General features: G+C 66.2%; 18 protein-coding genes and 1 riboswitch. Of the genes, 8 read left to right on the top strand and 10 right to left on the bottom strand.

Translation table 11 applies throughout. The annotated features are described in order from the left end of the window. Window positions 1-88 precede the first annotated feature (88 nt). Window positions 89-589, bottom strand: a complete 501-nt coding sequence (locus ACW5IY_RS16370) for a hypothetical protein (RefSeq protein WP_049435275.1) — start codon at window positions 587-589, stop codon at window positions 89-91. Window positions 590-611: 22 nt separating this feature from the next. Then, the gene (locus ACW5IY_RS16365; protein ID WP_457326797.1) at window positions 612-2,702 is read right to left on the bottom strand and encodes a catalase; all 2,091 of its coding nucleotides are present in this window, start codon (window positions 2,700-2,702) and stop codon (window positions 612-614) included. Between the two features lie 114 nt (window positions 2,703-2,816). On the opposite strand from ACW5IY_RS16365, the gene ACW5IY_RS16360 reads away from it, so the two are divergent. The 3 genes from ACW5IY_RS16360 (at window position 2,817) to ACW5IY_RS16350 (ending at window position 5,545) form a co-directional block, all read left to right on the top strand. Continuing rightward, entirely contained in the window at window positions 2,817-3,539 is a 723-nt protein-coding gene (locus ACW5IY_RS16360; RefSeq protein ID WP_049435278.1) for an AraC family transcriptional regulator, read from the top strand. An 82-nt stretch (window positions 3,540-3,621) separates the two neighbouring features. Then, a complete protein-coding gene (locus ACW5IY_RS16355) occupies window positions 3,622-4,989 on the top strand; it encodes an amino acid permease (RefSeq protein WP_005410628.1) in 1,368 nt (455 codons plus the stop codon). A gap of 145 nt (window positions 4,990-5,134) precedes the next feature. Continuing rightward, on the top strand, window positions 5,135-5,545 hold the full coding sequence (locus ACW5IY_RS16350) for a VOC family protein (protein WP_049435279.1): 411 nt from the start codon (window positions 5,135-5,137) through the stop codon (window positions 5,543-5,545). Between the two features lie 89 nt (window positions 5,546-5,634). Here ACW5IY_RS16350 and ACW5IY_RS16345 read toward each other — a convergent pair whose 3' ends face one another. The 3 genes from ACW5IY_RS16345 to gcvP form a co-directional block, all read right to left on the bottom strand. Next, entirely contained in the window at window positions 5,635-6,324 is a 690-nt protein-coding gene (locus ACW5IY_RS16345; RefSeq protein WP_152906276.1) for a hypothetical protein, read from the bottom strand. Then, entirely contained in the window at window positions 6,311-7,222 is a 912-nt protein-coding gene (locus ACW5IY_RS16340) for a PDDEXK-like family protein (protein ID WP_049435282.1), read from the bottom strand. Before ACW5IY_RS16340 ends, ACW5IY_RS16345 begins: the two co-directional genes overlap by 14 nt. Window positions 7,223-7,376: 154 nt before the next feature. Continuing rightward, window positions 7,377-10,244, bottom strand: a complete 2,868-nt coding sequence (gcvP, locus tag ACW5IY_RS16335; RefSeq protein WP_054172311.1) for an aminomethyl-transferring glycine dehydrogenase — start codon at window positions 10,242-10,244, stop codon at window positions 7,377-7,379. 62 nt (window positions 10,245-10,306) lie between these two features. Further along, window positions 10,307-10,409, bottom strand: a riboswitch (glycine riboswitch). A gap of 299 nt (window positions 10,410-10,708) precedes the next feature. Here gcvP and ACW5IY_RS16330 point away from each other — a divergent pair. The 3 genes from ACW5IY_RS16330 to ACW5IY_RS16320 all read left to right on the top strand — a co-directional run bounded on the left by ACW5IY_RS16330 (window position 10,709) and on the right by ACW5IY_RS16320 (window position 13,449). Then, a complete protein-coding gene (locus ACW5IY_RS16330) occupies window positions 10,709-11,935 on the top strand; it encodes a Bcr/CflA family efflux MFS transporter (RefSeq protein ID WP_049435302.1) in 1,227 nt (408 codons plus the stop codon). Between the two features lie 141 nt (window positions 11,936-12,076). Beyond that, window positions 12,077-12,973, top strand: coding sequence for a siderophore-interacting protein (locus ACW5IY_RS16325; protein ID WP_049435284.1), 897 nt, complete (start codon window positions 12,077-12,079; stop codon window positions 12,971-12,973). An 83-nt stretch (window positions 12,974-13,056) separates the two neighbouring features. Beyond that, window positions 13,057-13,449 (top strand): hypothetical protein, encoded by a 393-nt coding sequence (locus ACW5IY_RS16320; RefSeq protein ID WP_014038106.1) that lies wholly within the window; start codon window positions 13,057-13,059, stop codon window positions 13,447-13,449. 82 nt (window positions 13,450-13,531) lie between these two features. Here ACW5IY_RS16320 and ACW5IY_RS16315 read toward each other — a convergent pair whose 3' ends face one another. The 4 genes from ACW5IY_RS16315 to ACW5IY_RS16300 all read right to left on the bottom strand — a co-directional run bounded on the left by ACW5IY_RS16315 (window position 13,532) and on the right by ACW5IY_RS16300 (window position 20,316). After that, on the bottom strand, window positions 13,532-15,496 hold the full coding sequence (locus ACW5IY_RS16315; RefSeq protein WP_049435285.1) for a M2 family metallopeptidase: 1,965 nt from the start codon (window positions 15,494-15,496) through the stop codon (window positions 13,532-13,534). Window positions 15,497-16,075: 579 nt separating this feature from the next. Then, on the bottom strand, window positions 16,076-17,725 hold the full coding sequence (locus ACW5IY_RS16310; protein ID WP_049435287.1) for a phosphoethanolamine--lipid A transferase: 1,650 nt from the start codon (window positions 17,723-17,725) through the stop codon (window positions 16,076-16,078). Continuing rightward, window positions 17,722-18,474: a phosphatase PAP2 family protein gene (locus tag ACW5IY_RS16305; RefSeq protein WP_043399050.1), complete on the bottom strand. Its 753-nt coding sequence runs from the start codon at window positions 18,472-18,474 to the stop codon at window positions 17,722-17,724. Before ACW5IY_RS16305 ends, ACW5IY_RS16310 begins: the two co-directional genes overlap by 4 nt. 111 nt (window positions 18,475-18,585) lie before the next feature. Continuing rightward, window positions 18,586-20,316, bottom strand: a complete 1,731-nt coding sequence (locus ACW5IY_RS16300; protein ID WP_219625789.1) for an ArnT family glycosyltransferase — start codon at window positions 20,314-20,316, stop codon at window positions 18,586-18,588. Window positions 20,317-20,419: 103 nt separating this feature from the next. Here ACW5IY_RS16300 and ACW5IY_RS16295 point away from each other — a divergent pair, with 103 nt between their 5' ends. Both ACW5IY_RS16295 and ACW5IY_RS16290 read left to right on the top strand, forming a co-directional pair. Further along, a complete protein-coding gene (locus ACW5IY_RS16295; RefSeq protein ID WP_049435290.1) occupies window positions 20,420-21,133 on the top strand; it encodes a response regulator transcription factor in 714 nt (237 codons plus the stop codon). Next, a complete protein-coding gene (locus ACW5IY_RS16290) occupies window positions 21,120-22,406 on the top strand; it encodes a sensor histidine kinase (RefSeq protein WP_049435291.1) in 1,287 nt (428 codons plus the stop codon). Before ACW5IY_RS16295 ends, ACW5IY_RS16290 begins: the two co-directional genes overlap by 14 nt. Window positions 22,407-22,492: 86 nt before the next feature. On the opposite strand, the gene ACW5IY_RS16285 is transcribed toward ACW5IY_RS16290, so the two are convergent. Further along, a complete protein-coding gene (locus ACW5IY_RS16285; RefSeq protein ID WP_010482807.1) occupies window positions 22,493-22,882 on the bottom strand; it encodes a VOC family protein in 390 nt (129 codons plus the stop codon). Window positions 22,883-22,927: the final 45 nt, after the last annotated feature.

Below are 22,927 nucleotides of genomic sequence, written 5' to 3'. Positions count from 1 at the left end.
CTGGAAGGAGCCCGTCTACTGCTGAAGGCCGTGCTGACGCAGCCGAAGTTGCCGCATGGATGAGGACGCTCCCCCCCTGACCGACGCTTCAGGCGCGCGCACGCGTACGCGTACGCGTACGCGCAGCTTTCTTCGCCGCCGCCTTGCGCACGGTCTTCTTCGCGGCCCGCGTCTTGGCTGCCTTCTTTGCGGCGGCGCTCCGCGAGGCGGCCGTACCCGTCTTCCTGGCCGCAGCCTTCTTCGCCGTCTTCTTTGTGGCCTTCTTTGTCGCGGTCTTGCGAGCCGGTGCCTTCTTCGCCACCGCCTTCTTCGCAGGTGCCTTCTTCGCTGCCGTCGCCTTGGTCGTGGCCTTCTTTGTGGCCGACTTCCTGGCAGGCGCCTTCTTGGCAGCCTTCTTGCTGGTCGCCTTCTTCGCGCCCTTGCGGGCACTGCCGCTACGCTTGCCGCCGCCGTCCTGCTTGTTCACGGTGGCCCAGGCAATGCGCTCGGCGGTGCCTTCACTCGCGCCGCGATCACGTTCGCTTTCCTCGATGTGCTCGGCCTGGCGCTTCTGTTTCTCGGTATATGCGGATTTGTCACCACGGGGCATGACGGATCTCCTGTCGTAGTAGTCAGGCCAGCAGGCGCAGCTTGGGTTCACGCGCCCACTGGCGGGTGGCGGCCGCCGCCAGGAAGGCCTTGGCGTCTTCCGCTTCGACGATGCCGGCATCGTTGCCGACGCGCGCCGCCTTCAGCAGCGCCTGGCCGCCTGCGTCGCTGGCGATGGCCTTCAGGTGCGCCCACGCCTGGCTGACGAACTCGATGGCTGCACTCTCTTTCGACAAGGCCTTCGCGGCTTCCGGACTGAGCACCACGGCTACCGCATCGAACACAGCCGATGGTGTGCCCGCCAGTTGCCCATCTGCCGCCTGCATCGCCCCATCGCTCAGCGTGGCGCCGCCTACTTTGGGCGCGACCAGCTTCACGTCTGCACCTGCCTTCCGGGCCGCTTTGCTCAGGCTGGCCATCACGCGCGCGTCGGAGCCCTCATCAAACAGGATGCCGATGCTGCGCCCTTGCAGGGTGGGCTTGTTGCGCCCGATCACGCGCACCTCGGGAGCGGCAGGCATGTCCTGCACCGGCGTGGCGGTCGGCGCGGGGTCGGGCAGTGCAGGCAACGCGAGCCCATCAGCTACGCGCTGCGCCAGTGATTCGTCGATGTTGCGCAGGTGGCTGACGGTACGCTCCCGCACCTTCAGCGTTTCCACCTTGGACAACTCGAACACCAGCGCCGATGCCAGGTGCGCCTGCTCCGGCTTTTCCAGGCTCCGGAAGAACATGCGAGCCTGGCTGTAGTGGTCGGCGAAACTCTCCGCGCGGGTGCGACCCTTGCGACCATCGTCGGCGCTGGCATGGCTGCGGAATCCGGCAGGCGTCTCGCGCGGGGTGTCCTCCTGCAGCGAACTGGGATCGTAGGCCACCCGGCCCTTGGGCACCTGCATCTGCATGTGGCCGTCGCGCTGGTGATTGGCGAACGGGCACTTCGGGGCATTCACCGGGATCTGGTGGAAGTTCGGGCCGCCAAGCCGCAGCAGCTGGGTGTCCAGGTAGGAGAACAGGCGGCCCTGCAGCAGTGGATCGTTGCTGAAGTCGATGCCCGGCGGCACGTTGGCCGGGCAGAACGCCACCTGTTCGGTCTCGGCGAAGAAGTTGTCCGGCCAGCGGTCCAGCACCATGCGCCCGATGACCTGCAACGGCACCAGCGATTCGGGAATGATCTTGGTCGGGTCCAGATGATCGAACGGGAATGCGTCGGCCTCTTCTTCAGTAAACAGCTGCACTCCCAGTTCCCATTCGGGAAAGTCGCCGCGCTGGATGGCCTCGAACAGGTCGCGGCGATGGAAGTCATTGTCGGCCGACTGCAGTTTCAACGCTTCGTCCCAGACCGTGGACTGGATACCCAGCTTGGGCCGCCAGTGGAACTTGACGAAGGTCGACTCTCCCGCCTCGTTCAGCAGGCGGAAGCTGTGCACACCGAAGCCTTCGATCATCCGCAGCGAACGCGGTATGGCGCGGTCGCTCATCGCCCACATGATCATGTGCATCGACTCGGGCATGAGCGAGATGAAATCCCAGAAGGTGTCGTGGGCCGTGGCGGCCTGCGGAAACGCACGGTCCGGTTCCATCTTCACTGCGTGCACCAGGTCCGGGAATTTCATGGCGTCCTGGATGAAGAACACCGGAATGTTGTTGCCAACCAGATCCCAGTTGCCCTCCTTGGTATAGAACTTGACCGCGAAGCCGCGCACGTCACGGGGGGTATCCACCGAGCCCGCGCCGCCGGCTACCGTCGAGAAACGGGTGAACACGGGCGTCTTGACGCCTACCTCGGTCAGGATGCGCGCGCGGGTATGGGCGGCCAGTGACCGGGTCAGCTCGAAGTAGCCGTGTGCTGCGCTGCCACGTGCGTGCACGATGCGCGCGGGAATGCGTTCGTGATCGAAGTGGGTGATCTTCTCGCGCAGGATGAAGTCCTCCAGCAGCGTGGGCCCTCGGGGCCCTTGCCGCAGGGAGTTCTGGTTGTCCGCCACCGGGATGCCCTGATCGGTGGTCATCACCGGATGGGTGCCCCCGGCCTGCTGGTGCAGTTCATCGCCATCGCCCCGGCGGTGGTTTTCGGCAGGGGCGGTTGCGCGCTTGCCGGTCGGCTTGCTGGCGGCCATTGACGTTGGCTCCGGATCATCAAAAGGAACCACGACACTGGAACCAGCCCCGTTAAACCGAGGTCCGGCAGAGGTGAACGTACAGGCAAAAGCAGGCTCGGGTATGCTTGCTCCATGCGAGTCGAGCCCGCCGACATCGAAGCCCTGTTCGACGCCATCCCGGATGTGCTGTTCTTCATCAAGGACCTTCAGGGGCGTTACACCCACGTCAACCAGACCATGCTGCGGCGGCTGGGCCTGCGCGCGCGCAAGGACGTGATCGGGCGCACGGCGGCTGAGATCTACCCGACCGGGCTCAGTGCGGACTACGGCGATCAGGACGCCCGCGTGCTGTCCGGCGAGGTGATCGAGAACCTGATGGAGCTGCACCTGTTCGCCAACCGCGAACCGGGCTGGTGCCTGACCTGCAAGCGCCCACTGGTGGTCGATGGGGCCATCGAGGGCCTGATCGGCATTTCCCGCGACCTCGGCCAGAAGGACAGCCTGGGTACCCAGTACGAGCAGCTGCGGTTGGCCCTGGCCCACCTCAATGCGCACTACGCCGAGAACGTGCGCATGCAGACCCTGCTGGACATCACCGGCTTTTCGCTGTCCAAGCTGGAGCGTAGCTTCCGCAAGGTGTTCCAGATGACCCCGCAGCAGGTGCTGACCCGGCTGCGGATCCAGATGGCCATGCACCTGCTGCACGGCGACGACAGCATCGCCTGCATCGGCCAGGCCTGCGGTTTCAGCGACCAGAGCGCCTTTACCCGCAAGTTCAAGGCTGAAACCGGTTTCTCGCCGCGCGCCTACCGCGCCCGCATCGGCGGCAGTGTCGGCGAGCCCGCGCTGGCCTGAGCCGCCTGCTGCGCTGTGCCTATCCCCGCAGGCATGGGACAGGGTAAGGTGTCGCCCCTGTAGCCCGCCGCCAGCCCTGCCGATGCCCAACTCGATTCCGACTGCTTCGCCGTCCCGCCTCGGACATTCGCTCAAGCCCCGCCAGTTGATCATGATGGGCCTGGGCAGCGCCATCGGCGCTGGCCTGTTCCTCGGCTCGGGCGTGGGTGTGCAGGCGGCCGGCCCGGCGGTTCTGGTGTCGTATCTGGTGGCCGGCGCGCTGGTGATCATCGTGATGAACGCACTGGGCGAGATGGCGGCGGCCAAACCGACCAGCGGCGCGTTCTCGGTGTATGCAGCCGACGCCATGGGCGCCACCGCCGGCGCCACCGTCGGCTGGTTGTGGTGGGTGCAGCTGGTGATCGTAATCGCCGCCGAGGCGGTGGGCGCGGCCGGGTTGCTGGCCACGGTCTGGCCTGCGGTGCCGGTACCGATGGCAGCGTTGGCCTTCATGCTGTTCTTCACCGCAATCAACCTGCTCGGGGTGAAGAACTTCGGCGAGTTCGAATTCTGGTTCGCCATCCTCAAGGTCGCGGCGATCCTGGCCTTCATCGCCATCGGCGTGGCGCTGCTGATGGGCTGGCTGCCGCAGGTGACCTCGCCGGGCCTGAGCAACTTCACCGAACACGGCGGCTTCGCACCGAAGGGCCTGGCGGGTATTGGCGCTGCACTGCTGGTGGTGGTGTTCGCCTTCGGTGGTACCGAGATCGTGGCCGTTGCGGCGGCGGAGACCGAAGACCCGGAACGCAGCATTGCCCGTGCCATCCGCACTGTGGCCTGGCGCATCCTGGTGTTCTACATCGGCTCGCTGAGCGTGATCATCGCCGTGGTGCCGTGGACCAGCGAGGCGCTGAAGTCGCCGTTCGCCGCCGTGCTGGATATCGCCCGTATTCCGGGTGCTGGCACTGCCATCACCCTGATCGCGGTGATCGCGCTGCTGTCGGCGCTCAATGCCAACCTCTACGGCGCCTCGCGCATGATGTACTCGCTGGCGCAGCGCCGTGAAGCGCCGGCCGTACTGGGCTGGACCGATCCGCGCCAGGTGCCGGTGATCGCCGTGCTGGCCAGCGTGCTGTTCGGCTTCGCCGCCACGGTGATGGAGTTGCTGTTCCCGGACCGGGTGCTGCCGGTGCTGCTGAACATCGTCGGTTCCACCTGCCTGCTGGTGTGGACGCTGTCGCTGGTCTCGCAGCTGGTGCTGCGCCGCCGGGCGGATCGCCTGGGTACCCGCCTGCCATTCCGCATGGCCGGCTTCCCGTGGCTGACCTGCTGCGCGCTGGCGATCCTGGCACTGATCTTCGGCCTGCTGCTGAGCGAGTCGCACACCCGCCTGCAGTTCCTGTCGATGGTGGCGCTGACCGCCACGATCGCCGCTGGCAGCGCCATCGCGCGGCGCATGCGCGAGGCCTGATCGTCGGGCGCTGACGCGCGCCTGCGGTCGGCTGCTGTTCGCGCGGCCGCCAGCCGAGCATGGGCTCGGCTCTACAGCAGGCATACATCCGCCGTGCCATCCTGATCCCGTGGGCCGTCAGCGGCCCGTCGACCAGGAGTACCGCATGCTGCGCAGCCGTCCCTTCCTGATGTTCACCGGCCAGGCTGAGGCCGCGCTGGCCATGTACGCCGAGGCCTTCGCCGATTTCCGCCTGCTGGCAATGCAGCGCCATCCGGATGGCGCCGGTGCCGGCGTGCCTGGGCAGGTCCGCCAGGCCATCTTCCTGCTGGGCGGCACCCACTACCTGTGCTTCGACAGCCTGGACGTGCACGACTTCACCTTCAGCCCGTCGATCTCGCTGTTCGTCGAGTGCTCCGGTGCCGAGCAGTTCGAGCGCGCGGCGCGCGTGCTGGGCGAGGGTGGGCACTGGTTGATGCCGGTGGGCGACTATGACTTCAGCAACCGCTACGGCTGGGTGCAGGACCGCTTCGGCGTGTCGTGGCAGTTGAGCCTGGGGCAGATGCCGGACCCGTGATCGGATGTTTGTGGGTGTGGACCTTGGTCCGCCACCCCAATGAAAACGGCCCGCTTGCGCGGGCCTCTGGGCTTGCGGTCCAGGCAGCTTCAGGCAACGACTGTTCGATGGCGCTGAAGAAGTTTCTGGGCCTTGCTGAAATTCGAGGATCGCTGCCGCTGCAGCTTCTGGGAGATGTCCTGAAGCATGTCGGCGATGCTCAAAGACCCGTCGTCTGCGATGAACTGATTCAGTGCGCCATCGTGCAGTACTACAACGTTTTTACTAACGCGTTCTTCGATGAATGCAGATGCCGAACGTGCGTCGTTGAAAAGCTTTGCGAGTTCCTCCCCGGGTGTCAGCTTGCAGTTGCGGATGCTCTGCAGGCTCAGCCTGTACTGGAAATCCCGGGAGGTGCCGACATCGCCAAGCAGGAACGATACGCGAAGGATCGGTTCGTCTTGCCGAGTACTTGCCGCCAGCAGTACGTTGTACTTCCAGTGCGTGTGGGATGTCCTGCTTCGGTGTATCACGAAGTCCTTGGCGGACTTTTGTAGCCACTGATGGAGGATTGTCTTGACCTGTTCGACAATGAAATTGGCATCTTCGGCCGCTGCATCAAGGATGGCGACCAATGTATCCCCATGGGCGGCCACCAGTTCCTGGAGCTCCGGGGTCAGTCCATCCGTGTCGAAGCCAGGCATCTCTGCTTCAGGATCGTACGCATGCCAGAGCTCGTCCACGACTTCGGCTCGGCGGACCCACAGGCCCAAGGCAGGTGATGAGTCAGGTGCGTTCATGCAGGTGTCGCTCCATTTCCAGAAATGCGAGAAGTCGCTGTTTGCTGTTGCTTTCGATCAGCGAGCTGCCGTCCCCGGTACTGATTCGCCAGTGATCCTGGATCAGGCCGGTAGTCAATGTCGATAGGAATGCGCTGCCTGGCAGTTGCGGCGCCCTAGATAGTTCGGCCGAGAAGGCCGCAGTGACTTTCTTCAACGAAAGTGCGTGCCAATCCCTACTCGATTTGCCACGACCGGCCGATGTTCCGGTGTAACCATTGGGCGTGGCGAAGATGCGTAGCTGGGCATGCTTGCGGAAGTTCTCTTTCAGACCCTGTGCGTAGCGGAGAAGTTGCCTGTCGCCCTCACCCGAATCGACTTTGATCTCGATTGCAATCATCCACGGTTTCGGATTGCAGTCTCCCACCACCACAATGTCGATACGTCCCTGGCCCTGCAGCAGGTGTTCTGTGTGAACGTGAATCGCATCGGGCGGAGTTTCATCCACGAGTGATGCCAGAGTGCTTGCGTCATCGCCGTCGATGCAGGCTAGAACGCTCTTCAGCAGGGTTGTACCGAACCCGTGGCGCTGCCGGGGATCCAGGCACCAGGCGATCGCTTCAGAGTGCGCGCGCTCGTAACGAACGAAGCCGAGTGCTGCAAACGGGGAGATGGAGTTCAGCAAGGGGGAGGGTTGTCCCGCATGCCGTAGGCGGTGGTCTTCCAGTTGCTCGTGCAGCGCAGCTGAAGCGCCGTTCTCAATGGCCTGGATGGCCGCGTCGACATGGCTCACCCGCGCGCTGATCTGCGCCATGGACTGCAGTTGCGGTGCGTCCAGGACTTCAAGCGCGGAGACTTCCGCGCCACGAGCTCGGATCGTGGCCCAGGTTGCCAATACATCGTCAACGAGAGGAATCATTCTTTGCGGGTCCTTATCCGCCGAAACACAACGTCCAGTATCGGAATCCACAGATCGGCAGAATCGAACGGTTCTTGAGTGATCCGCCCGAAAGGCAAACGGCCCGCTTGCGCGGGCCGTTTGCGGTGTAGCAGTCAAGCAAGCTCGACTCTACTTACGCCTCGACTTCATCATCCTTGTAGGCATCGACCGGGATGCAGGCGCACATCACGTTCTTGTCGCCGTACACGTTGTCCACGCGTGCCACCGGCGGCCAGTACTTCTGCAGCTTCAGGCTGGGCAGCGGGAACGCAGCCAGTTCACGCGGGTAGGCGTGGGTCCATTCGCTGGCGGTCACCGCGGTGGCGGTGTGCGGTGCGTTCTTCAGCGGGTTGTCTTCGCGGTCCAGGCGTCCGTCTTCGATCGCGGTGATCTCCTCGCGGATCTGGATCATCGCGTCGATGAAGCGATCCAGCTCGTGCAGCGATTCGCTTTCGGTCGGTTCGACCATCAGCGTGCCGGCCACCGGGAAGCTCAGGGTCGGGGCGTGGAAGCCGAAGTCGATCAGGCGCTTGGCCACGTCCTCGGCGCCGATGCCGCTGGTCTTCTCCAGCGGGCGCACGTCCAGGATGCACTCGTGTGCCACCAGGCCGTTGCGGCCGGTGTACAGGGTCTTGAAGTGCGGGGCCAGGCGCTTGGCGATGTAGTTGGCGTTGAGCTGCGCGACCTGGGTGGCCTTGCGCAGGCCGTCGCGGCCCATCATCGCGATGTACATCCAGCTGATCGGCAGGATCGAGGCGCTGCCGAAGCTGGCCGCGCTGACCATGCCGACCGGGCCGTTGTCACCCAGCTTGCCCGGCAGGAACGGCGCCAGGTGCTCCTTGACCGCGCACGGGCCAACGCCCGGGCCGCCACCGCCGTGCGGGATGCAGAAGGTCTTGTGCAGGTTCAGGTGCGAAACGTCCGAACCCCACTTGCCCGGCTTGGCCACGCCCACCAGGGCGTTCATGTTGGCGCCGTCGGTATACACCTGGCCACCGTGCTGATGGATGATCTCGCAGATCTCGACAACTTCTTCCTCGAACACGCCGTGCGTGGACGGGTAGGTCATCATGATCGCGGCCAGGCGGTCGCTGTACTTCTCGGCGTTGAGGCGGATGTCCTCGACGTCGACGTTGCCATTGGCATCGGTCTTGGTGACCACGACCTTCATGCCACACATCTGTGCCGAAGCAGGGTTGGTGCCGTGCGCCGAATCCGGGATCAGGCAGATGTCGCGGTGGCCTTCACCGCGCGAACGGTGGTAGGCGCGGATCGCCAGCAGGCCGGCGTACTCGCCCTGCGCGCCGGAGTTCGGCTGCAGGCTGACTGCGTCGTAGCCGGTGCATTCCACCAGCATCGCTTCCAGCGTGTCGATCAGTTCCTTGTAGCCCAGCGCCTGGTCGGCCGGCACCAGCGGGTGGATCTGCGAGAACTCCGGCCAGGTCACCGGGATCATCTCGGCGGTGGCGTTGAGCTTCATGGTGCACGAGCCCAGCGGGATCATCGTGCGGTCCATCGCCAGGTCCTTGTCGGCCAGCGAACGCAGGTAGCGCAGCAGTTCGTGCTCGCTGTGGTGGGTGTTGAACACCGGATGGGTCAGGAACGCGGACTGGCGCAGCAGGCCGGTCGGCAGCGCGTCGGCGGTGCTGGCATCCAGCGCGTCGACATCCAGCGAAGCACCGAACACCGCAGCCACGGCGACGATGTCGGCGCGGGTGGTGGTCTCGTCCAGGCTGATGCCGACCGAGTCGCTGTCGATCGCGCGCAGGTTGTAACCGGCGGCGCGTGCCTTGGCATGGATTTCATCGGCATGCACGCCGGTGACGTGCAGGGTGTCGAAGAAGTCGCCACCGACCTGCACGCCGGCATTGCGCAGCGCTGCGGCCAGGATCGAGGCCAGGCGATGGGTGCGGCGGGCAATGCGGGTCAGGCCGTCCGGGCCGTGGTACACGGCGTACATCGAGGCCATCACGGCCAGCAGTACCTGCGCGGTACAGATGTTGGAGGTGGCTTTCTCGCGGCGGATGTGCTGCTCGCGGGTCTGCAGAGTGAGGCGGTAGGCCGGGTTGCCCTGGGCATCGATCGAGACGCCGATCAGGCGGCCCGGCATCGAGCGCTTGTAGGCGTCACGGCAGGCCATGAAAGCGGCGTGCGGGCCACCGAAGCCGAACGGCACGCCGAAACGCTGGCTGTTGCCGACCACGATGTCCGCGCCCCATTCGCCCGGGGCGGCCAGCAGGGTCAGGGCCAGCAGGTCGGTGGCCACGGCCACCAGGCCGCCGCGCGCGTGCACGGCATCGACCAGCGCCTTGTAGTCGCCGACCTGGCCGAAGGTATCCGGGTACTGCAGCAGCAGGCCGAAGGCTTCCGCTTCCAGTGCTTCGGCCGGGGTGCCGACGCGCAGCACGATGCCCATCGGCTCGGCGCGGGTGCGCAGCAGTTCCAGGGTCTGCGGGTGCACGGCGTCGTGCACGAAGAAGATGTCCGACTTCGACTTGGCCGAACGCTTGGCCAGGGTCATCGCTTCAGCGGCGGCGGTGGCTTCGTCCAGCAGCGAGGCGTTGGCGATTTCCATGCCGGTCAGGTCGGCGCACAGGGTCTGGAAGTTGATCAGCGCTTCCATGCGGCCCTGCGAGATTTCCGCCTGGTACGGAGTGTAGGCGGTGTACCAGGCCGGGTTTTCCAGGATGTTGCGCAGGATCACGTTCGGCGTGTGGGTGCCGTAGTAGCCCTGGCCGATGAAGCTGCGCAGCACGGTGTTCTTGTCGGCGATCGCACGGATCTTCGCCAGTGCCTGTACTTCGGTCATCGACTCCGGCAGCGCCAGCGGCGCCGGCGACTTGATCTTGGCCGGCACGATGGCATCGGTCATGCCATCCAGCGACGCGTGGCCGACGACATCGAGCATCTGCGCGATCTCGGCATCGTTGGGGCCGATGTGGCGCTCGACGAACGCGTTGTGGTGCTCGAGCTCACGCAGGGAAGGGGTGTTCTGGGACATGGCGAAGGATCCGTCAGGAAAGGGCACACGCACGGGCACAAGCCGCCGGTCGGCGGTCTGCGGGGCGCCCCTCTGTCCTTTTGCCTGAGAGTTTAAAAGCGCGGAAAACCGCAGCTTCGTGCCCCTTCGGCGCCGGATCGAACCGGTCTCTCCAGAGTTGTGTTACGGGTGGTATCGGGCCTGAGCGATTACGGGCGTTGCGCCTTCGGCAGCGGTGTTCCGCTTCTCCCACCGTGTTGCCCGCTGATTATAGCCCGTTGCGGGCCCGCCGGCCGCCTCCAGGTATGCCCGCCACGCCTGAATGGCCGATGGCCCGGCCGTGCGTTTTGTGCACCGCTGCATGGCATCTAGCGCAATCCGCACCTATGATAGCCGGATACCCGAATTCATCTGGCGCCGTCTCTGCAGAAGGGGACCGGCGCCCGCCGTGCGTGCCACGCATGGCCCTGCCGGACGCTTCCTCCATGACCGCCGCTGTTGCCCCTTCCACCCGCCGCATGGCCCTGCTGCTTGCCGGCCTGGCCATGTTCGGCCCGTTCTCGATCGACACCATCTTCCCGGCGTTCCCGCAGCTGGCCCAGCGCCTGGCGGTGGACGAGGTCGCGGTGCAGCAGACCATCAGCGTGTACCTGCTGTTCTATGGCCTGATGAGTCTGGCGCACGGCCCGCTGTCCGATGCCTGGGGCCGCAAGCGGGTGATCCTCGGCGGTCTGGTGGTGTTCGTCGGCGCCTCGGTCGGCTGCGCGCTGTCCACCGACCTGTCCACGCTGCTGGCGTTCCGCGCGCTGCAGGGCCTGTCGGCGGGTGTCGGCATGATCGTCGGCCGCGCGGTGATCCGCGACCTGTACCACGGCCACGATGCCCAGCGGCTGATGAGCCAGGTGTCGATGCTGTTCGGCATCGCTCCGGCCATCGCACCGATCATCGGTGGCTGGATCCTGCTCAGTGGCGCCGGCTGGCCGCTGATCTTCTGGTTCCTGGTGGTGTTCGGGCTGGTGCTGTTGGCGGCCACCGCGCGCTTCCTGCCGGAAACCCATGCGGTCGAGGCACGGGTGCCGCTGTCGCCGCGCGTGCTGCTGCGTGACTACGTGCGCATCGGCTTCAACCCGCGCTTCCTGCGCCTGGCGCTGGCCGGCAGCATCGGTTTCGGCGGCATCTTCCTGTACATCTCCTCGGCACCGGTGTTCGTGATGCAGCACCTGCACCTGGGCGAGGGCGGTTTCGCCTGGTTGTTCATCCCCACCATCGGCGGCATGACCACCGGCTCGTTCCTGTCCGGGCGCATGGCCGGGCACAGCACACCGACGCGGCAGGTGGCCCTCGGCTTTACCTTGTGTGCGGTCTCTGCCGTGTTGAACATCGGCTACGTCAGCCTGGCGCCGCAGTTCGCGCTGCCGTGGGCGGTGATGCCGATCTTCCTGGGCGGCATGGGCATGGCGCTGATCTTCCCGATCCTGGCGCTGGCGGTGCTGGACATGTATCCGCACCAGCGCGGACTGGCCTCGTCGCTGCAGGCCTTCGTGCAGCTGATGATCAGCACGGTGGTGGCCGGTGTGGTGTCGCCGCTGCTCAGTGCCAGCCCGCTGCACTTGGCACTGGGCCAGGCCGCGTTCTTCGGCGCCGGCTTCGTGTTCTGGTACTGGGAACACCAGCGTGAACGCGCGGCGCAGGCGGCCTGCACGGGCCATTGAGCAGCGCGCAGGGGTAGGGCGGGCCGCGACGCCCGCAACGCTTGCGACGAGGAACGACCGGACTAGGCTGGGGACTCCAGCCAGCCGGTGCGTGGATGCACGACAGCCAGCCGATCCGATGTCGTTGCATGAGGTTCCCCCATGGCTGCGCAGCAGACCTACCGCCTGTTCGAGGTGGCGCTGAAGGAGCGCCGCGTTCTTTCCCCTTCCCTGGACCGCATGGTGTTCACCGGTGCCGACGTGGCGCGGATGAAAACCGAAGGCCCGGACCAGCGCATCAAGGTGTTCTTCCCCTTGCCCGGCCAGGATGTGCCGCAGGTCCTCAGCGGTGACGACTGGTACCCGCGCTACCGGGCCCTGCCGGACGATCAGCGCCCGCCGATGCGTACCTACACCATCCGCCAGTTGCGGGCCGAGCAAGGCGAGGTCGATGTCGATTTCGTCATCCATGGCGAAACCGGCCCCGCTTCGCGCTGGGCCATGCACGCCCGCCCCGGCGACCGCGTGGTGCTGCTGGCCCCGGACGCCGACTGTGCCGAGAGCAGCCAGGGCTGGGAGTGGAAGCCACCGGCCGGTGTCGGCCAGGTGCTGCTGGTGGCCGATGAAACCGCGTTGCCTGCGGTGGCCGGCATCCTTGAGGAACTGTCGGCCATGGTCGACCCACCGCGCACGCTGGCGCTGCTGGAGGTAGCGCAGGCCGGTGATGCAGTGCACCTGAAGGCGCCCTCCAGCGCCGAGCTGGTCTGGCTGCCGCGCGGGCAGGCCGCCTACGGACAGCCGTTGCTGCAGGCGGTGCAGGCGCGGCTGGCAGCGGCCTCGAGCGTGGCCGCTGGCGACGAACTGGAAGAAATCGACGTTGACGCGCAGATCCTCTGGGAACAGGCCGATGCCAGTGTGGCCGGGCCGCTGTATGCCTGGGTGGCGGGCGAGGCGGGGGCGGTGATGGCGATCCGCCGCCACCTGGTGCGCGATTGCGGGCTGGACCGCCGCGCGATCACCTTCATGGGCTACTGGCGGCATGGCAAGGTGCTGGACTGACCGGACGGGATCGAGCACGCGTGAAGCAGCGCTGCGGGCGGGGTGCGCTATCCTTGCGCCCCCCTTCGCAGCGGTACCGCACCATGTCCACCAGCTCCAAGACCCGCCGCGACCAGCGCCGTCGCCAGGAAAAGCAGGCCGCCAACAAGGCCGCCGCGCAGGCGTCGCCGGTGGAACCGCATGCCGAACTGCGCGACGCGCAGCGCACCCTGCTGGCCGGTGTCGTGCGCCGCGACGGTGAATGGGTGCTGGGCATGGACGGCCGCATCGCGGGCCACAGCGAGAGCGCTGCGCAGGTGCTGGCGCTGATCATGCAGGCCGGTGAGCTGCACGAGCGCAAGGGCACGCCGGTGCGCCTGATGTACTCCGATGCGCTGCGTGATGCGGCGCAGGCCGAAGCCAAGGAGAAGGGCCAGACCTTCGAGGAATTCAAGGCCGAACTTGCCGCGGCAATGGCCGCGAAGAAGAACAGCTGATCGCGCCCGATATGTAGAGCCGAGCATGGCTCGGCTCTACAACACGGAGAAGGGGCGGATCCTCGCGGACCCGCCCCTTTTCTCATTTCGCCGCCGGGGCCGCGTTGGCCTGCCAGCCGCACATCTGGCCTTCGTTCTGCTGCTTCAGCCACTCGTTGACCGGAGTGAAGTACTCGATCATCGGGCCGGCATCGAGCTTGTCGGTGCCTGTCAGCTCCTTCAGCGTGGCCTGCCACGGCTGGCTGGCACCCTTGCTCAGCATTGCCCAGTACTTCTGGCCGGCTTCCTTGTTGCCGTAGAAGGTGCACTCATGCAGCGGGCCCTTGTAGCCGGACGCGTCGCACAGGCCCTTGTAGAACTGGAACTGCAGGATGCGCGCCAGGAAGTAGCGGGTATACGGGGTGTTGCCCGGCACGTGGTACTTCGCGCCCGGATCGAAGAACTCTTCGCCACGGGTGCTGGCCGGCGCCACGCCCTGGTACTTGGCCTTCAGGTCCCACCACGCCTTGTTGTAGTTGTCGGCGGTGATCGAGCCATCGAACACGCCCCAGCGCCAGCGGTCGATCATCAGCCCGAACGGCAGGAACGATACGCCCGACAGCGCCATGCGCATCTGGTTGTTGATGACCGCCTCGCGGCTTTCGGTCGGTGCATCGACCAGGCCGATCGAGCTGAGGTACTTGGGCGTCATCGCCAGCACGATGGTGTCGCCGATCGCTTCATGGAAGCCATCGTTGGCACCGCCCTGGAACAGCGGCGGCAGCGGGTTGTAGGCCAGGTCGTAATAGATGTGGCCCAGCTCGTGGTAGATGGTGGTGAAGTTCTCTTCGTTCGGCTTGATGCACATCTTGGTGCGCACGTCGCCTTCCATGTTCATGTCCCAGGCGCTGGCGTGGCAGACCACGTCGCGGTCGTCGGGCTTGATGAACTGGGTTTTTTCCCAATAGGACTGCGGCAGCGACGGCATGCCCAGCGACACGTAGAAGTCCTGCGCGCGTTCGGTCATCTGCTTGGCGGTACGCAGTTCGGCCTCGCGCTGCGCCTTGTACTGGGCGGCGACGTTGGCGTCCTTGCCGGCCTTGGCCAGCGCCGCGCTCAGGTTGGTCTGGTACTGCTTCTCCAGTGCCGCGGTGATGTCCAGGCTGCCGGCGCCCGGGTAGGGTTCCAACTGGTCCCACAGGTTCGACCAGTCCTGCTGCCACATGTTGCCCAGCAGGTGCGCGGCGATCAGGCCATTGCCCACTTCGGCCTTGTCCTTGCCGTAAGTCTTGTCCAGCTTGCCGCGCGCGTAGCAGTGCAGCTGCTCGTACATCGGCTTGACCTGCTCCCACAGGCGATCGGTTTCAGGGCCGATCTGCTCCGGCGGCATGTCGTAGCCGCTGCGCCACATCTGCCCGGCATCGGTGAAGCCCATGCCCTTGGCACCTTCGTTCACCAGGCCGACGAATTTCTGGTAGTCGCCGCGCATGCTCTTGGTGGTGCTGTGCCAGCCCAGCCAGGCATCGAGCTGCTTGTCGTAATCGCGGCTGCGCGCCAGCACCTGCTCCAGTTCGCCCAGCTGGCGGCAGGAGTTGGGATCGTTGGCGTCGGTGCAGTACTTGCCGGCACCGTAGCTGCCTTCCATGCGGGTGGCGATCTGGGTCAGCTCGGCCAGCTTGGCCGGATCGCGCGGCGCCGGCATCGAGGACATCAGCTTCAGCAGGTGGATCGCGCGCTTGCTGTCTTCGCTCATCGGCTTGCCGTCGAACTTGGCGGCCTGCTCGATCCAGCTGTTGAGCTGGGTCAGCGAGCGCTCGTTGGCCTTGGCCGCGATGCGTTCGGAATCACTGTTGATGTAGGTGGAGGACAGCCACTGCGCCGAGGTCATCTCCGGGTAGGCGGCCTTGAATTCGGCATTGATGCGGGCCACGAACTGGTCGGCGGTTTCGCCGGCCGGGGCGCTGCTGCTGGCGGTATCGGTGCCTGGGGTGGGTTCCTTCTTGCAGGCGGCCAGGGCCAGCGTGGCGGCGGCGACTGCCGCGGCCAGCAGGAGATGACGGTGTTTCACGGGCGGTCCTTGGGTGGTGAACGACGGCCGAAGGCTAGTGGGCAGTGGCTGCCACCGCAAGTGGCGGAAGTCGGCCGGGCGGCGCCCGGCACCCGCAGAGGCCTTCGAGCAACGGCAAAGCCGAAGCAACAGCAACAGCGGACTATCCGTGGTTTGGCGGGGCGGGTCCGGTTGCGGGGGACGCCGTAAATCCGTCCATGGAGGCTCGGTCGCGCCATCCATGGCGCTCACGCCCCCGCAACCGGACCCACCCCGCCTTCGACAGATTTCCGCGACCTGTCATTGATCCACGCCATGCGTGGATGCTTTTCGAATTCAATTCGACTATTCGATTCCGATGGAAATTCATCCACGCATGGCGTGGATCTACCAGATCGGGACAATCTGTCAGAAGTGGGGCGGTGTCGGAGTGCGGGGTGTCAGCCGCATGGATGCGGCTGCCAAGCCTACATGGACGTACTTGCGGCGTCCCCGCATTCCGACACCGCCCCGCCAAACCACGAATCGCCTGCTTCTGCTGTTGCCGTTGCTTGTGCAGTGGCCTCGGCGGGTGCCGGGCGCAGCCCTGCCGACAAACCCTCAACTCTCGCAGTTGGCGAACACGTCGCGATCGCGCTCGTACAGCGAGGTCTTCACCTGCATCAGGCCCAGCACCGACGGGAACAGGTTGTCATGGTCGGTGTACGCCGCCGAACGCTTGCGCACGCACTGCAGGTCCAGCCCGCGGCTGCTGGCGAAGCCCGGCGAAAACCACATCGTCATCGGCACGCGGGTCTGCTCGGCCGGGGCGATCGCGTACGGCACGCCATGCAGGAACAGGCCCTTCTCGCCCAGCGACTCGCCGTGGTCGGACAGGTAGATCATGGCCGTGTCGTAGTCCTGCATGCCCTGCAGCGTGCCGATGGTCTTGCTCAGGAAATGATCGGTGTACAGCACGGCGTTGTCGTAGCTGTTGGTGATCTCCTCGCGTGAGCAGCGGCCGATGTCACGGGTGTCGCAGGTTGGCTTGAAGCGCGCAAATGCGGCCGGGTAACGCTCGAAGTACGCCGGGCCATGGTTGCCCAGCTGGTGCAGCACCACCACGCGGTCGCCGGGCTTGGCGCGCACCTGGGTGGCCAGGTCCTGCAGCAGGATCTCGTCCATGCAGCGGCCGTCCGCGCACAGGCCCGGGGTGGTCGCATCGGACAGCGACTGGAACTCCAGGCCTTCGCACACGCCCTTGCAGCCGGACTGGTTGTCACGCCACAACGGTGCGATGCCGGCACGGTTCAGCACATGCAGCAGCGACTGGTGTGCACGGATCTTCTTCTCGTCGTACTCGTGGCGTCCCCACGGCGAGAACAGGCACGGCAGCGACACTTCGGTGCTGGTGCCGCAGGAGTGCATGTCGGGGAAGTTGATCACCGGTGCCTGGGCCAGTTCCGGGGTGGTGTTGCGGCCACCGTTGAGGCCCCAGTTCTGCGCGCGCACGGTTTCGCCCATGACGATCACCAGCAGGCGCGGCTTGCTGGCAGGTGCACGTGGGGTGGCCTTGGCATCGGTACCGATCGGCAGCTTCGGCGCGCGCTGCACCGGGTTGTCGCCACGCAGTGCGCGCGGCATGCCCAGCAGCACGTTGGCCGGGGTGGCGAGGTAACGCACTTCGCGCTGGTTGCGCATCAGTGCCGAGACATCCTGGAACGAGATCAATGCGCCGCCTACCGCGGTCACTGCCGCCACCACCAGGAAGCCGACGCGCCAGAGCAGGCTGCGGCCCCAGCTGCGGCGGCGCAGCTCCACGCGCCACAGCACGATCATCGGCAACACCGCCAGCAACAGCACCGGCCACACCAGCGACACGGTCATCAGCTCGCGGCTTTCCTTGGGATCGGTCGCCAGCACGTTGCGCAGCATGTCCGCATCCAGGTAGATGTGGTAACGGCTCATGTAGTGCGCAGCGAATGCAGTCACCAGCAGCAGCAGGCTGATCACCACCTTGGCGTTCCAGCGCCAGACCAGGATGCCCAGCAGCACGCCGTGCGCACCCAGCAGCAACAGCAGCAGCGACAGTGCGTAGCGCAGGCTGCCCGGATGGCTGGCCATCGCGCTGTGCCAGAACAGGCCGTTGCCGGCCACCGCAAAGAACAGGCTGGTCAGTGCAATCAGTGCTTCGGTGGAGAGCTGCGGCCGCCAGCGGCGAAGGTTCGCCAACGCGGGAAGACGGGCGGGGCGTTGGACCGATGCACTCATGCGTTTGCCTCCTGGCGGTGGGGACGGTCCAGCTGACGGCGGATCAGGACATACAGGCCGAGCGAAAGCAGCCAACATATCAACGCAGTGGCAACGTCATGCGAAAGGAAATGTGCGCCCCGCAGCTGCTGGCTGATGCCGAACACCAGGCCAGCGCCGAGGCCGATCCACAGCCCCGCCCAGCGCCACGACGGGCGCCACAGCAGGGCGAAATAGTACAGACAGAGCCACGCATAGCCGGCGCTGGCATGCCCGGCCGGGAAGCAGGCCTGCGGCGCCATGCCGGCCGGGCGCAGGGTGAAAAGACCGATGAAAGGCTGGTGGCCGCCGTAGCGCAGCAGGTCCCAGGGGCATTCCATCGGCACCAGCGACTTCAGAAGGGAGATCACGCCCGTGCCCAGAGCCATGGCAATTACGACATAAAGCAGCGCCCACCGCAGGGTGCGATCGCGACCCTTTCGCCAGTGGTGGAAGCACAGCAGGATCGCCACGAGCGCAGCAGCCGTGCTCAGCCATTTGCCGGCCTTGTGCACCACCGTGCGGGTGATCCAGGCGTCCTGCAGCGCCCAGTGGCCACCCTCCAGACGGAACAGATGATCGGCCACCCATTGGTCGCCGCCGAAACCCATCAGCAGCGTAAACAACGGCAGACCGATTGCGACAGGCAGCCAGAGGTGAGTTACGGCAAATCGTGACGCCAGTGGCGATGTCGCAAGCGGCGCTACCGCATCAAGGGGACGGACGGGCATGCTGGGAAAGGGCGGTTCGGGAATCCGCGGTCATGCTCGTCACCTGGATGTCGGAGAAGGGTCGGACGCTCGTTCGTGCCGGGTTAATGTTTGCCCGGCGCGTGCCAACGTTCAGTCTTCTTCGGCGGTCGATCCTGTCCGCTCGGCGTGGCACTCCGGGTTCCATGCGGTACCGGGAAGCAATTGCCAACGATTCCTGTTGGCAACACCGATATCGATCACTTTGCTCGGATCCACGCACGGGCTCATCGCATCATCCAGCACCAGCAGCCAGCGCTTGTCCGGTGCTTCGGCCAGCCACGGGCCGGCATCGTGCCATTGCTCGGCCCAAGGGCGCTTGAAGCCGAATTCGCGCACCGGCCGGTCGGCCTGCAGCAGGTTCTGCTCGCGCCAGGCCACCAGCGCCAGTTCGGCGTCGGGACCGATCCGCGCACCCACCCGGCGCATCAGTGCGGATGCCGAGGCGAAGGGGTCCAGTGCAGGCATCAGCACCAGGCCATAGAGCATCCACAGCATGCCGTGGGTCAGCAGCACCAGCGTCGCGGCACGACGTACCCGCAGCCACACGATCAGCGTGGCCAGGGCAATGGCGAAGGTCAGCAGGCCATCGCCCAGCACCGGCAGCAACGTATCGGGCATGGCGCGGCGTTCCAGTTGCGCCAACGCCCACGGGTGCTCGGTCATCAGCATCACGCCGAGTACGCCGGTGGCCAGCATCAGCACCACGCTGTAGCCGAACAGGTAGCGGCGCACGCACAGGCGGCGCAACAGGCCGGGCAGCAGCGGCGCCACGGCCAGTGCCATTGCCGGCAGCATCGGCAACAGGTACACCTCACGCTTGCCTGGGCTGGCGCTGAAGAACACCAGCACCAGCACCGCCCAGCCCAGCAGCAGCCACTGGCGGCGGTCGCCTCGGCGGATACGGCGCCACCAGGGCTTGAACAGCATCGGCAGCAGCAGGCTGCCCGGCAGCCATAGGGTCAGGATCACCTGCAGGTAGTACCAGGCGGGCTGCCGGTGGTGCCAGGCATTGGCGTAACGGGTACCGGTCTGCTTGAACAACAGCTCATGCGCGTAGGCCTGCAGTTCGGCCGTGGGCGTGTGCAGCAGGGCCCAGCCCAGCGGCGCCAGCCACACCCCGACACCCAGCAGGAAGGCCGGGATCAGCCACAGCAGCGTTGCCGGGTGCGGACCCTCCACGCGATACCCGCGACGGCGCTGGTACAGCCACCAGCCGAACCAGGGCAGCACCATCAGCAACGGCAGGAAGCCCACGCCCTTGGTCACGGTACCCACGCCGGCGGCAAAGCCGGCCAGCCACAGGGCGGGCAGATTGCGGCGTTCGCACAGGTGGCGCATCAGGCCCCACAGGGCCACGGTGGTCATGCCCACCAGCACCATGTCGATCTGCGCGCGCTTGGCCATCAGCCCGAACTGCAGGGTGCAGAACAGCGCCGCGAGGGCATAGATGGAATGCCGCGGTGACCACAGCCGCCGTGCCAGATCCGACACCAGCCACAGACTCAGCAGGGCGCCCAGCAATGACGGCAGCAGGAACGACCACTGCCAGCTGCCGACCACCTCGTAAGCGGCCGCCTGCAGCCACATGAACACCGGTGGTTTCTCGGCATACAGCTCGCTGCCACGATGCGGCAGCAGCCATTGCCCGCTCTCGACCATGGTTCGCGCGGCCAGCACGAAACGCGGTTCGTCCGGCGGCTGCGGCTGCCGAAGGCCGATGCCCGCTGCCAACGCAGCAATGATCAGCAGCCACAACAGGGGCAGGCGCCAACGGCGGGGCAGGGCTACGGGCACGGCAGGCTCCGGGAGCAAAACGGCCATTCTGAGGTGGCGGGGGTGGGAAAAGCGTCAGAAGGGGGCGGGACGACCGCATTCCGACATGGGCGGCGCTACCATGGTACGAACTTCCGTGGATGTTTCGTGCATGCGTCTGTTGGTGATCGAGGACAACCGCCAGCTGGTGGCCAACCTGTTCGACTATTTCGAGTCGCGCGGGCATGTGCTGGACGTGGCTCCGGATGGCATCACCGGCCTGCACCTGGCCGGCAGCCACCCCTACGATGCGGTGATCCTGGACTGGATGCTGCCGCGCATGGAGGGGCCGGAAGTGCTGCGCCGGCTGCGCGCCGAGCACGCGTCCGAGGTGCCGGTAATCATGTTGACCGCGCGTGATGAACTGCCGGACAAGATCGCCGGCTTCCGCGCCGGTGCCGACGACTACCTGACCAAGCCGTTCGCGCTGCCCGAGCTGGAGGTGCGGCTGGAAGCGCTGCTGCTGCGTGCGCAGGGCCGCAACCCGCGCAAGCGCCTGCAGGTGGGCGACCTGGTGCTGGATCTGGCGACGCTGGAGGCCCAGCGTGAGGGCCAAGTGCTGCACCTGTACCCGGCCTGCCGCAAACTGCTGGAAGTGCTGATGCGGGCCAGCCCGGGTGCGGTGACACGACAGCAGCTGGAGTTCGCCCTGTGGGGCGACGAGCCGCCGGATGGTGACCTGCTGCGCTCGCATGTCTACGAGTTGCGTCGCAGCGTTGACGGCCCGTTTGCCGAGAAGCTGATCCACACCCTGCCGCGGGTGGGTTATCGGCTGGCCGTGACCACCGGCAGCGACGCTGGCAAGGATACTGATGAAGGCGCGTAAGCCCGGGCCGCTGTACCGGCGCGTGCTGTGGTGGTTGCTGGGCTACCTGGCGCTGCTTTCGCTGGCGGTGTTCAGCGTCGGCAATTACGTGCATGAGCATGCCGAGCACGCTGCCTGGCGCGCGCTGCTCAATTCCGAACTGGACAGCATCGTCGAACATGTCGAACACGAGCCGCATTACCGCTGGCAGGATTCGGACACGCTCAGCCTCTACCGCTTCGACGCGGTCAACCTGCCCGACAGCCTGCGTACCCTGCATCCCGGGCTGCATGACGGGGTGATGGTGAAGGGCCGCGAGACGGCGGTGATGGTGCGCGAGACCGAATCGATGGGGCGGGTCGCGCTGGCGCTGGATATCTCCGACTTCCACGATCTGGAGCAGTTCGCCACGCGCTGGGTGATGCTGGCGGGCGTGATCATGATCTTCGTCACCGTGCTGATGGCGTCCTTCGGCATGGAGCGGATGGTGCGACCGTTGAGCCTGCTGGCGCAGCGCATCGCCGATCTGCGGCCCGGTGCGCAGGGGCAGCGCATAGAGGTCGACCCGCGTGGCAGCTCCGAGCTGCACACGATTGCCGGTGCACTGAACGATTACCTGGACCGCAACGAACAGTTCGTCGAACGCGAGCGGGTGTTCATCAGCACCGCCAGCCATGAACTGCGCACGCCGATCGCGGTGATGACCGGTGCCGCCGAACTGGCGCTGGAGCAACCGGGCCTGCCCGAGCGTGCGCGCCAGCAGATGCAGCGGGTACTGCGCACCGCGCAGAGCGTGGAGCAGTTGATCGAACTGCTGCTGGTGCTGGCGCGTGATCCGGCACGACTGGCGGCGCGTGCCGAGCGCATCGCGCTGGACCAGCTGCTGCCGGAGATCGTCGACGACCATCGCCATCTGTTGGGCGACAAGGACCTGAGCATCGGCATCCAGGCTGCGCCGGTGGACATCGTCGCGCCGCTGGCGGTGGTGCAGGCGGCGATCGGCAACCTGCTGCGCAACGCCATCGAGAACAGTGGCCGTGGCCACATCGAATTGCGGCTGAGTTCGTCGGCGGTGTTGACCCTGCAGGACCCCGGACATGGCATGAGCCCGGAGGAGATCGCGGCCATCCACGCGCGGATGGCCCGTGGCGAGCGCGCCGATCGTGGCGGCGGCATCGGGCTGGATCTGATCGCGCGGCTCTGCGAGCACCTGGGCTGGACCCTGCAGCTGCAGCCCTGCGAGCCGCGTGGCACGCGTGTCACGCTCGATTTCAGTGCCTCGCGACCGGGCTGATCCGGCCGTCCTGGTAGATGCCAACCCTGGTTGGCATGCTGCCCGTCGACCAAGGTCGACGCCTACCCACGCGATGGCTGTCCGCGTCAACGCCCGTTCGGCCGCGCCACGTGCTGGTCGATCAGGATCACGTTGCCGTCGGGATCGGCCAGCTGCAGGTAGCCGGTCCCCTGGCCATCGGGATCGGTGCGGACTGCCAGCGCGATGCCCCTGGCATCCAGCTCCGCCTGCAGCTCGCGCACATCCTGGAAGTGGGTCAGTTCCTGCTTGTGCTGGTCCCAGCCGGGGTTGAAGGTCAGCAGGTTGCCCTCGAACATGCCCTGGAACAGGCCGATCACGGTGCCGTTGCTGCGCAGCACCAGCCAGTTCTGTGCTGGATCGCCGCCGGTGACCGAGAAGCCCAGGGCTTCGTAGAAGGCACGGGAGGCCGCGAGATCCTTCACCGAGAGACTGACCGAAAAGGCGCCAAGCTGCATGAGTAGGCTCCCTGAGGGGGTGGAGGTGTGGTCGGCACTGCAGCA

Source organism: Stenotrophomonas sp. C-A, from assembly GCF_054030835.1.
Note: the sequence above shows the minus strand (reverse complement) of the source record. Positions and strands in the feature narration are given on the sequence as shown.

What these genes read in the sequence shown, in the direction of transcription:
- ACW5IY_RS16370 (WP_049435275.1), bottom strand. Translation starts at nt 589, where the DNA reads ATGCCCCGTGGTGACAAATCCGCATATACCGAGAAACAGAAGCGCCAG.
- ACW5IY_RS16365 (WP_457326797.1), bottom strand. Translation starts at nt 2,702, where the DNA reads ATGGCCGCCAGCAAGCCGACCGGCAAGCGCGCAACCGCCCCTGCCGAA.
- ACW5IY_RS16360 (WP_049435278.1), top strand. Translation starts at nt 2,817, where the DNA reads ATGCGAGTCGAGCCCGCCGACATCGAAGCCCTGTTCGACGCCATCCCG.
- ACW5IY_RS16355 (WP_005410628.1), top strand. Translation starts at nt 3,622, where the DNA reads ATGCCCAACTCGATTCCGACTGCTTCGCCGTCCCGCCTCGGACATTCG.
- ACW5IY_RS16350 (WP_049435279.1), top strand. Translation starts at nt 5,135, where the DNA reads ATGCTGCGCAGCCGTCCCTTCCTGATGTTCACCGGCCAGGCTGAGGCC.
- ACW5IY_RS16345 (WP_152906276.1), bottom strand. Translation starts at nt 6,324, where the DNA reads ATGAACGCACCTGACTCATCACCTGCCTTGGGCCTGTGGGTCCGCCGA.
- ACW5IY_RS16340 (WP_049435282.1), bottom strand. Translation starts at nt 7,222, where the DNA reads ATGATTCCTCTCGTTGACGATGTATTGGCAACCTGGGCCACGATCCGA.
- gcvP (WP_054172311.1), bottom strand. Translation starts at nt 10,244, where the DNA reads ATGTCCCAGAACACCCCTTCCCTGCGTGAGCTCGAGCACCACAACGCG.
- ACW5IY_RS16330 (WP_049435302.1), top strand. Translation starts at nt 10,709, where the DNA reads ATGACCGCCGCTGTTGCCCCTTCCACCCGCCGCATGGCCCTGCTGCTT.
- ACW5IY_RS16325 (WP_049435284.1), top strand. Translation starts at nt 12,077, where the DNA reads ATGGCTGCGCAGCAGACCTACCGCCTGTTCGAGGTGGCGCTGAAGGAG.
- ACW5IY_RS16320 (WP_014038106.1), top strand. Translation starts at nt 13,057, where the DNA reads ATGTCCACCAGCTCCAAGACCCGCCGCGACCAGCGCCGTCGCCAGGAA.
- ACW5IY_RS16310 (WP_049435287.1), bottom strand. Translation starts at nt 17,725, where the DNA reads ATGAGTGCATCGGTCCAACGCCCCGCCCGTCTTCCCGCGTTGGCGAAC.
- ACW5IY_RS16305 (WP_043399050.1), bottom strand. Translation starts at nt 18,474, where the DNA reads ATGCCCGTCCGTCCCCTTGATGCGGTAGCGCCGCTTGCGACATCGCCA.
- ACW5IY_RS16300 (WP_219625789.1), bottom strand. Translation starts at nt 20,316, where the DNA reads ATGGCCGTTTTGCTCCCGGAGCCTGCCGTGCCCGTAGCCCTGCCCCGC.
- ACW5IY_RS16295 (WP_049435290.1), top strand. Translation starts at nt 20,420, where the DNA reads ATGCGTCTGTTGGTGATCGAGGACAACCGCCAGCTGGTGGCCAACCTG.
- ACW5IY_RS16290 (WP_049435291.1), top strand. Translation starts at nt 21,120, where the DNA reads ATGAAGGCGCGTAAGCCCGGGCCGCTGTACCGGCGCGTGCTGTGGTGG.
- ACW5IY_RS16285 (WP_010482807.1), bottom strand. Translation starts at nt 22,882, where the DNA reads ATGCAGCTTGGCGCCTTTTCGGTCAGTCTCTCGGTGAAGGATCTCGCG.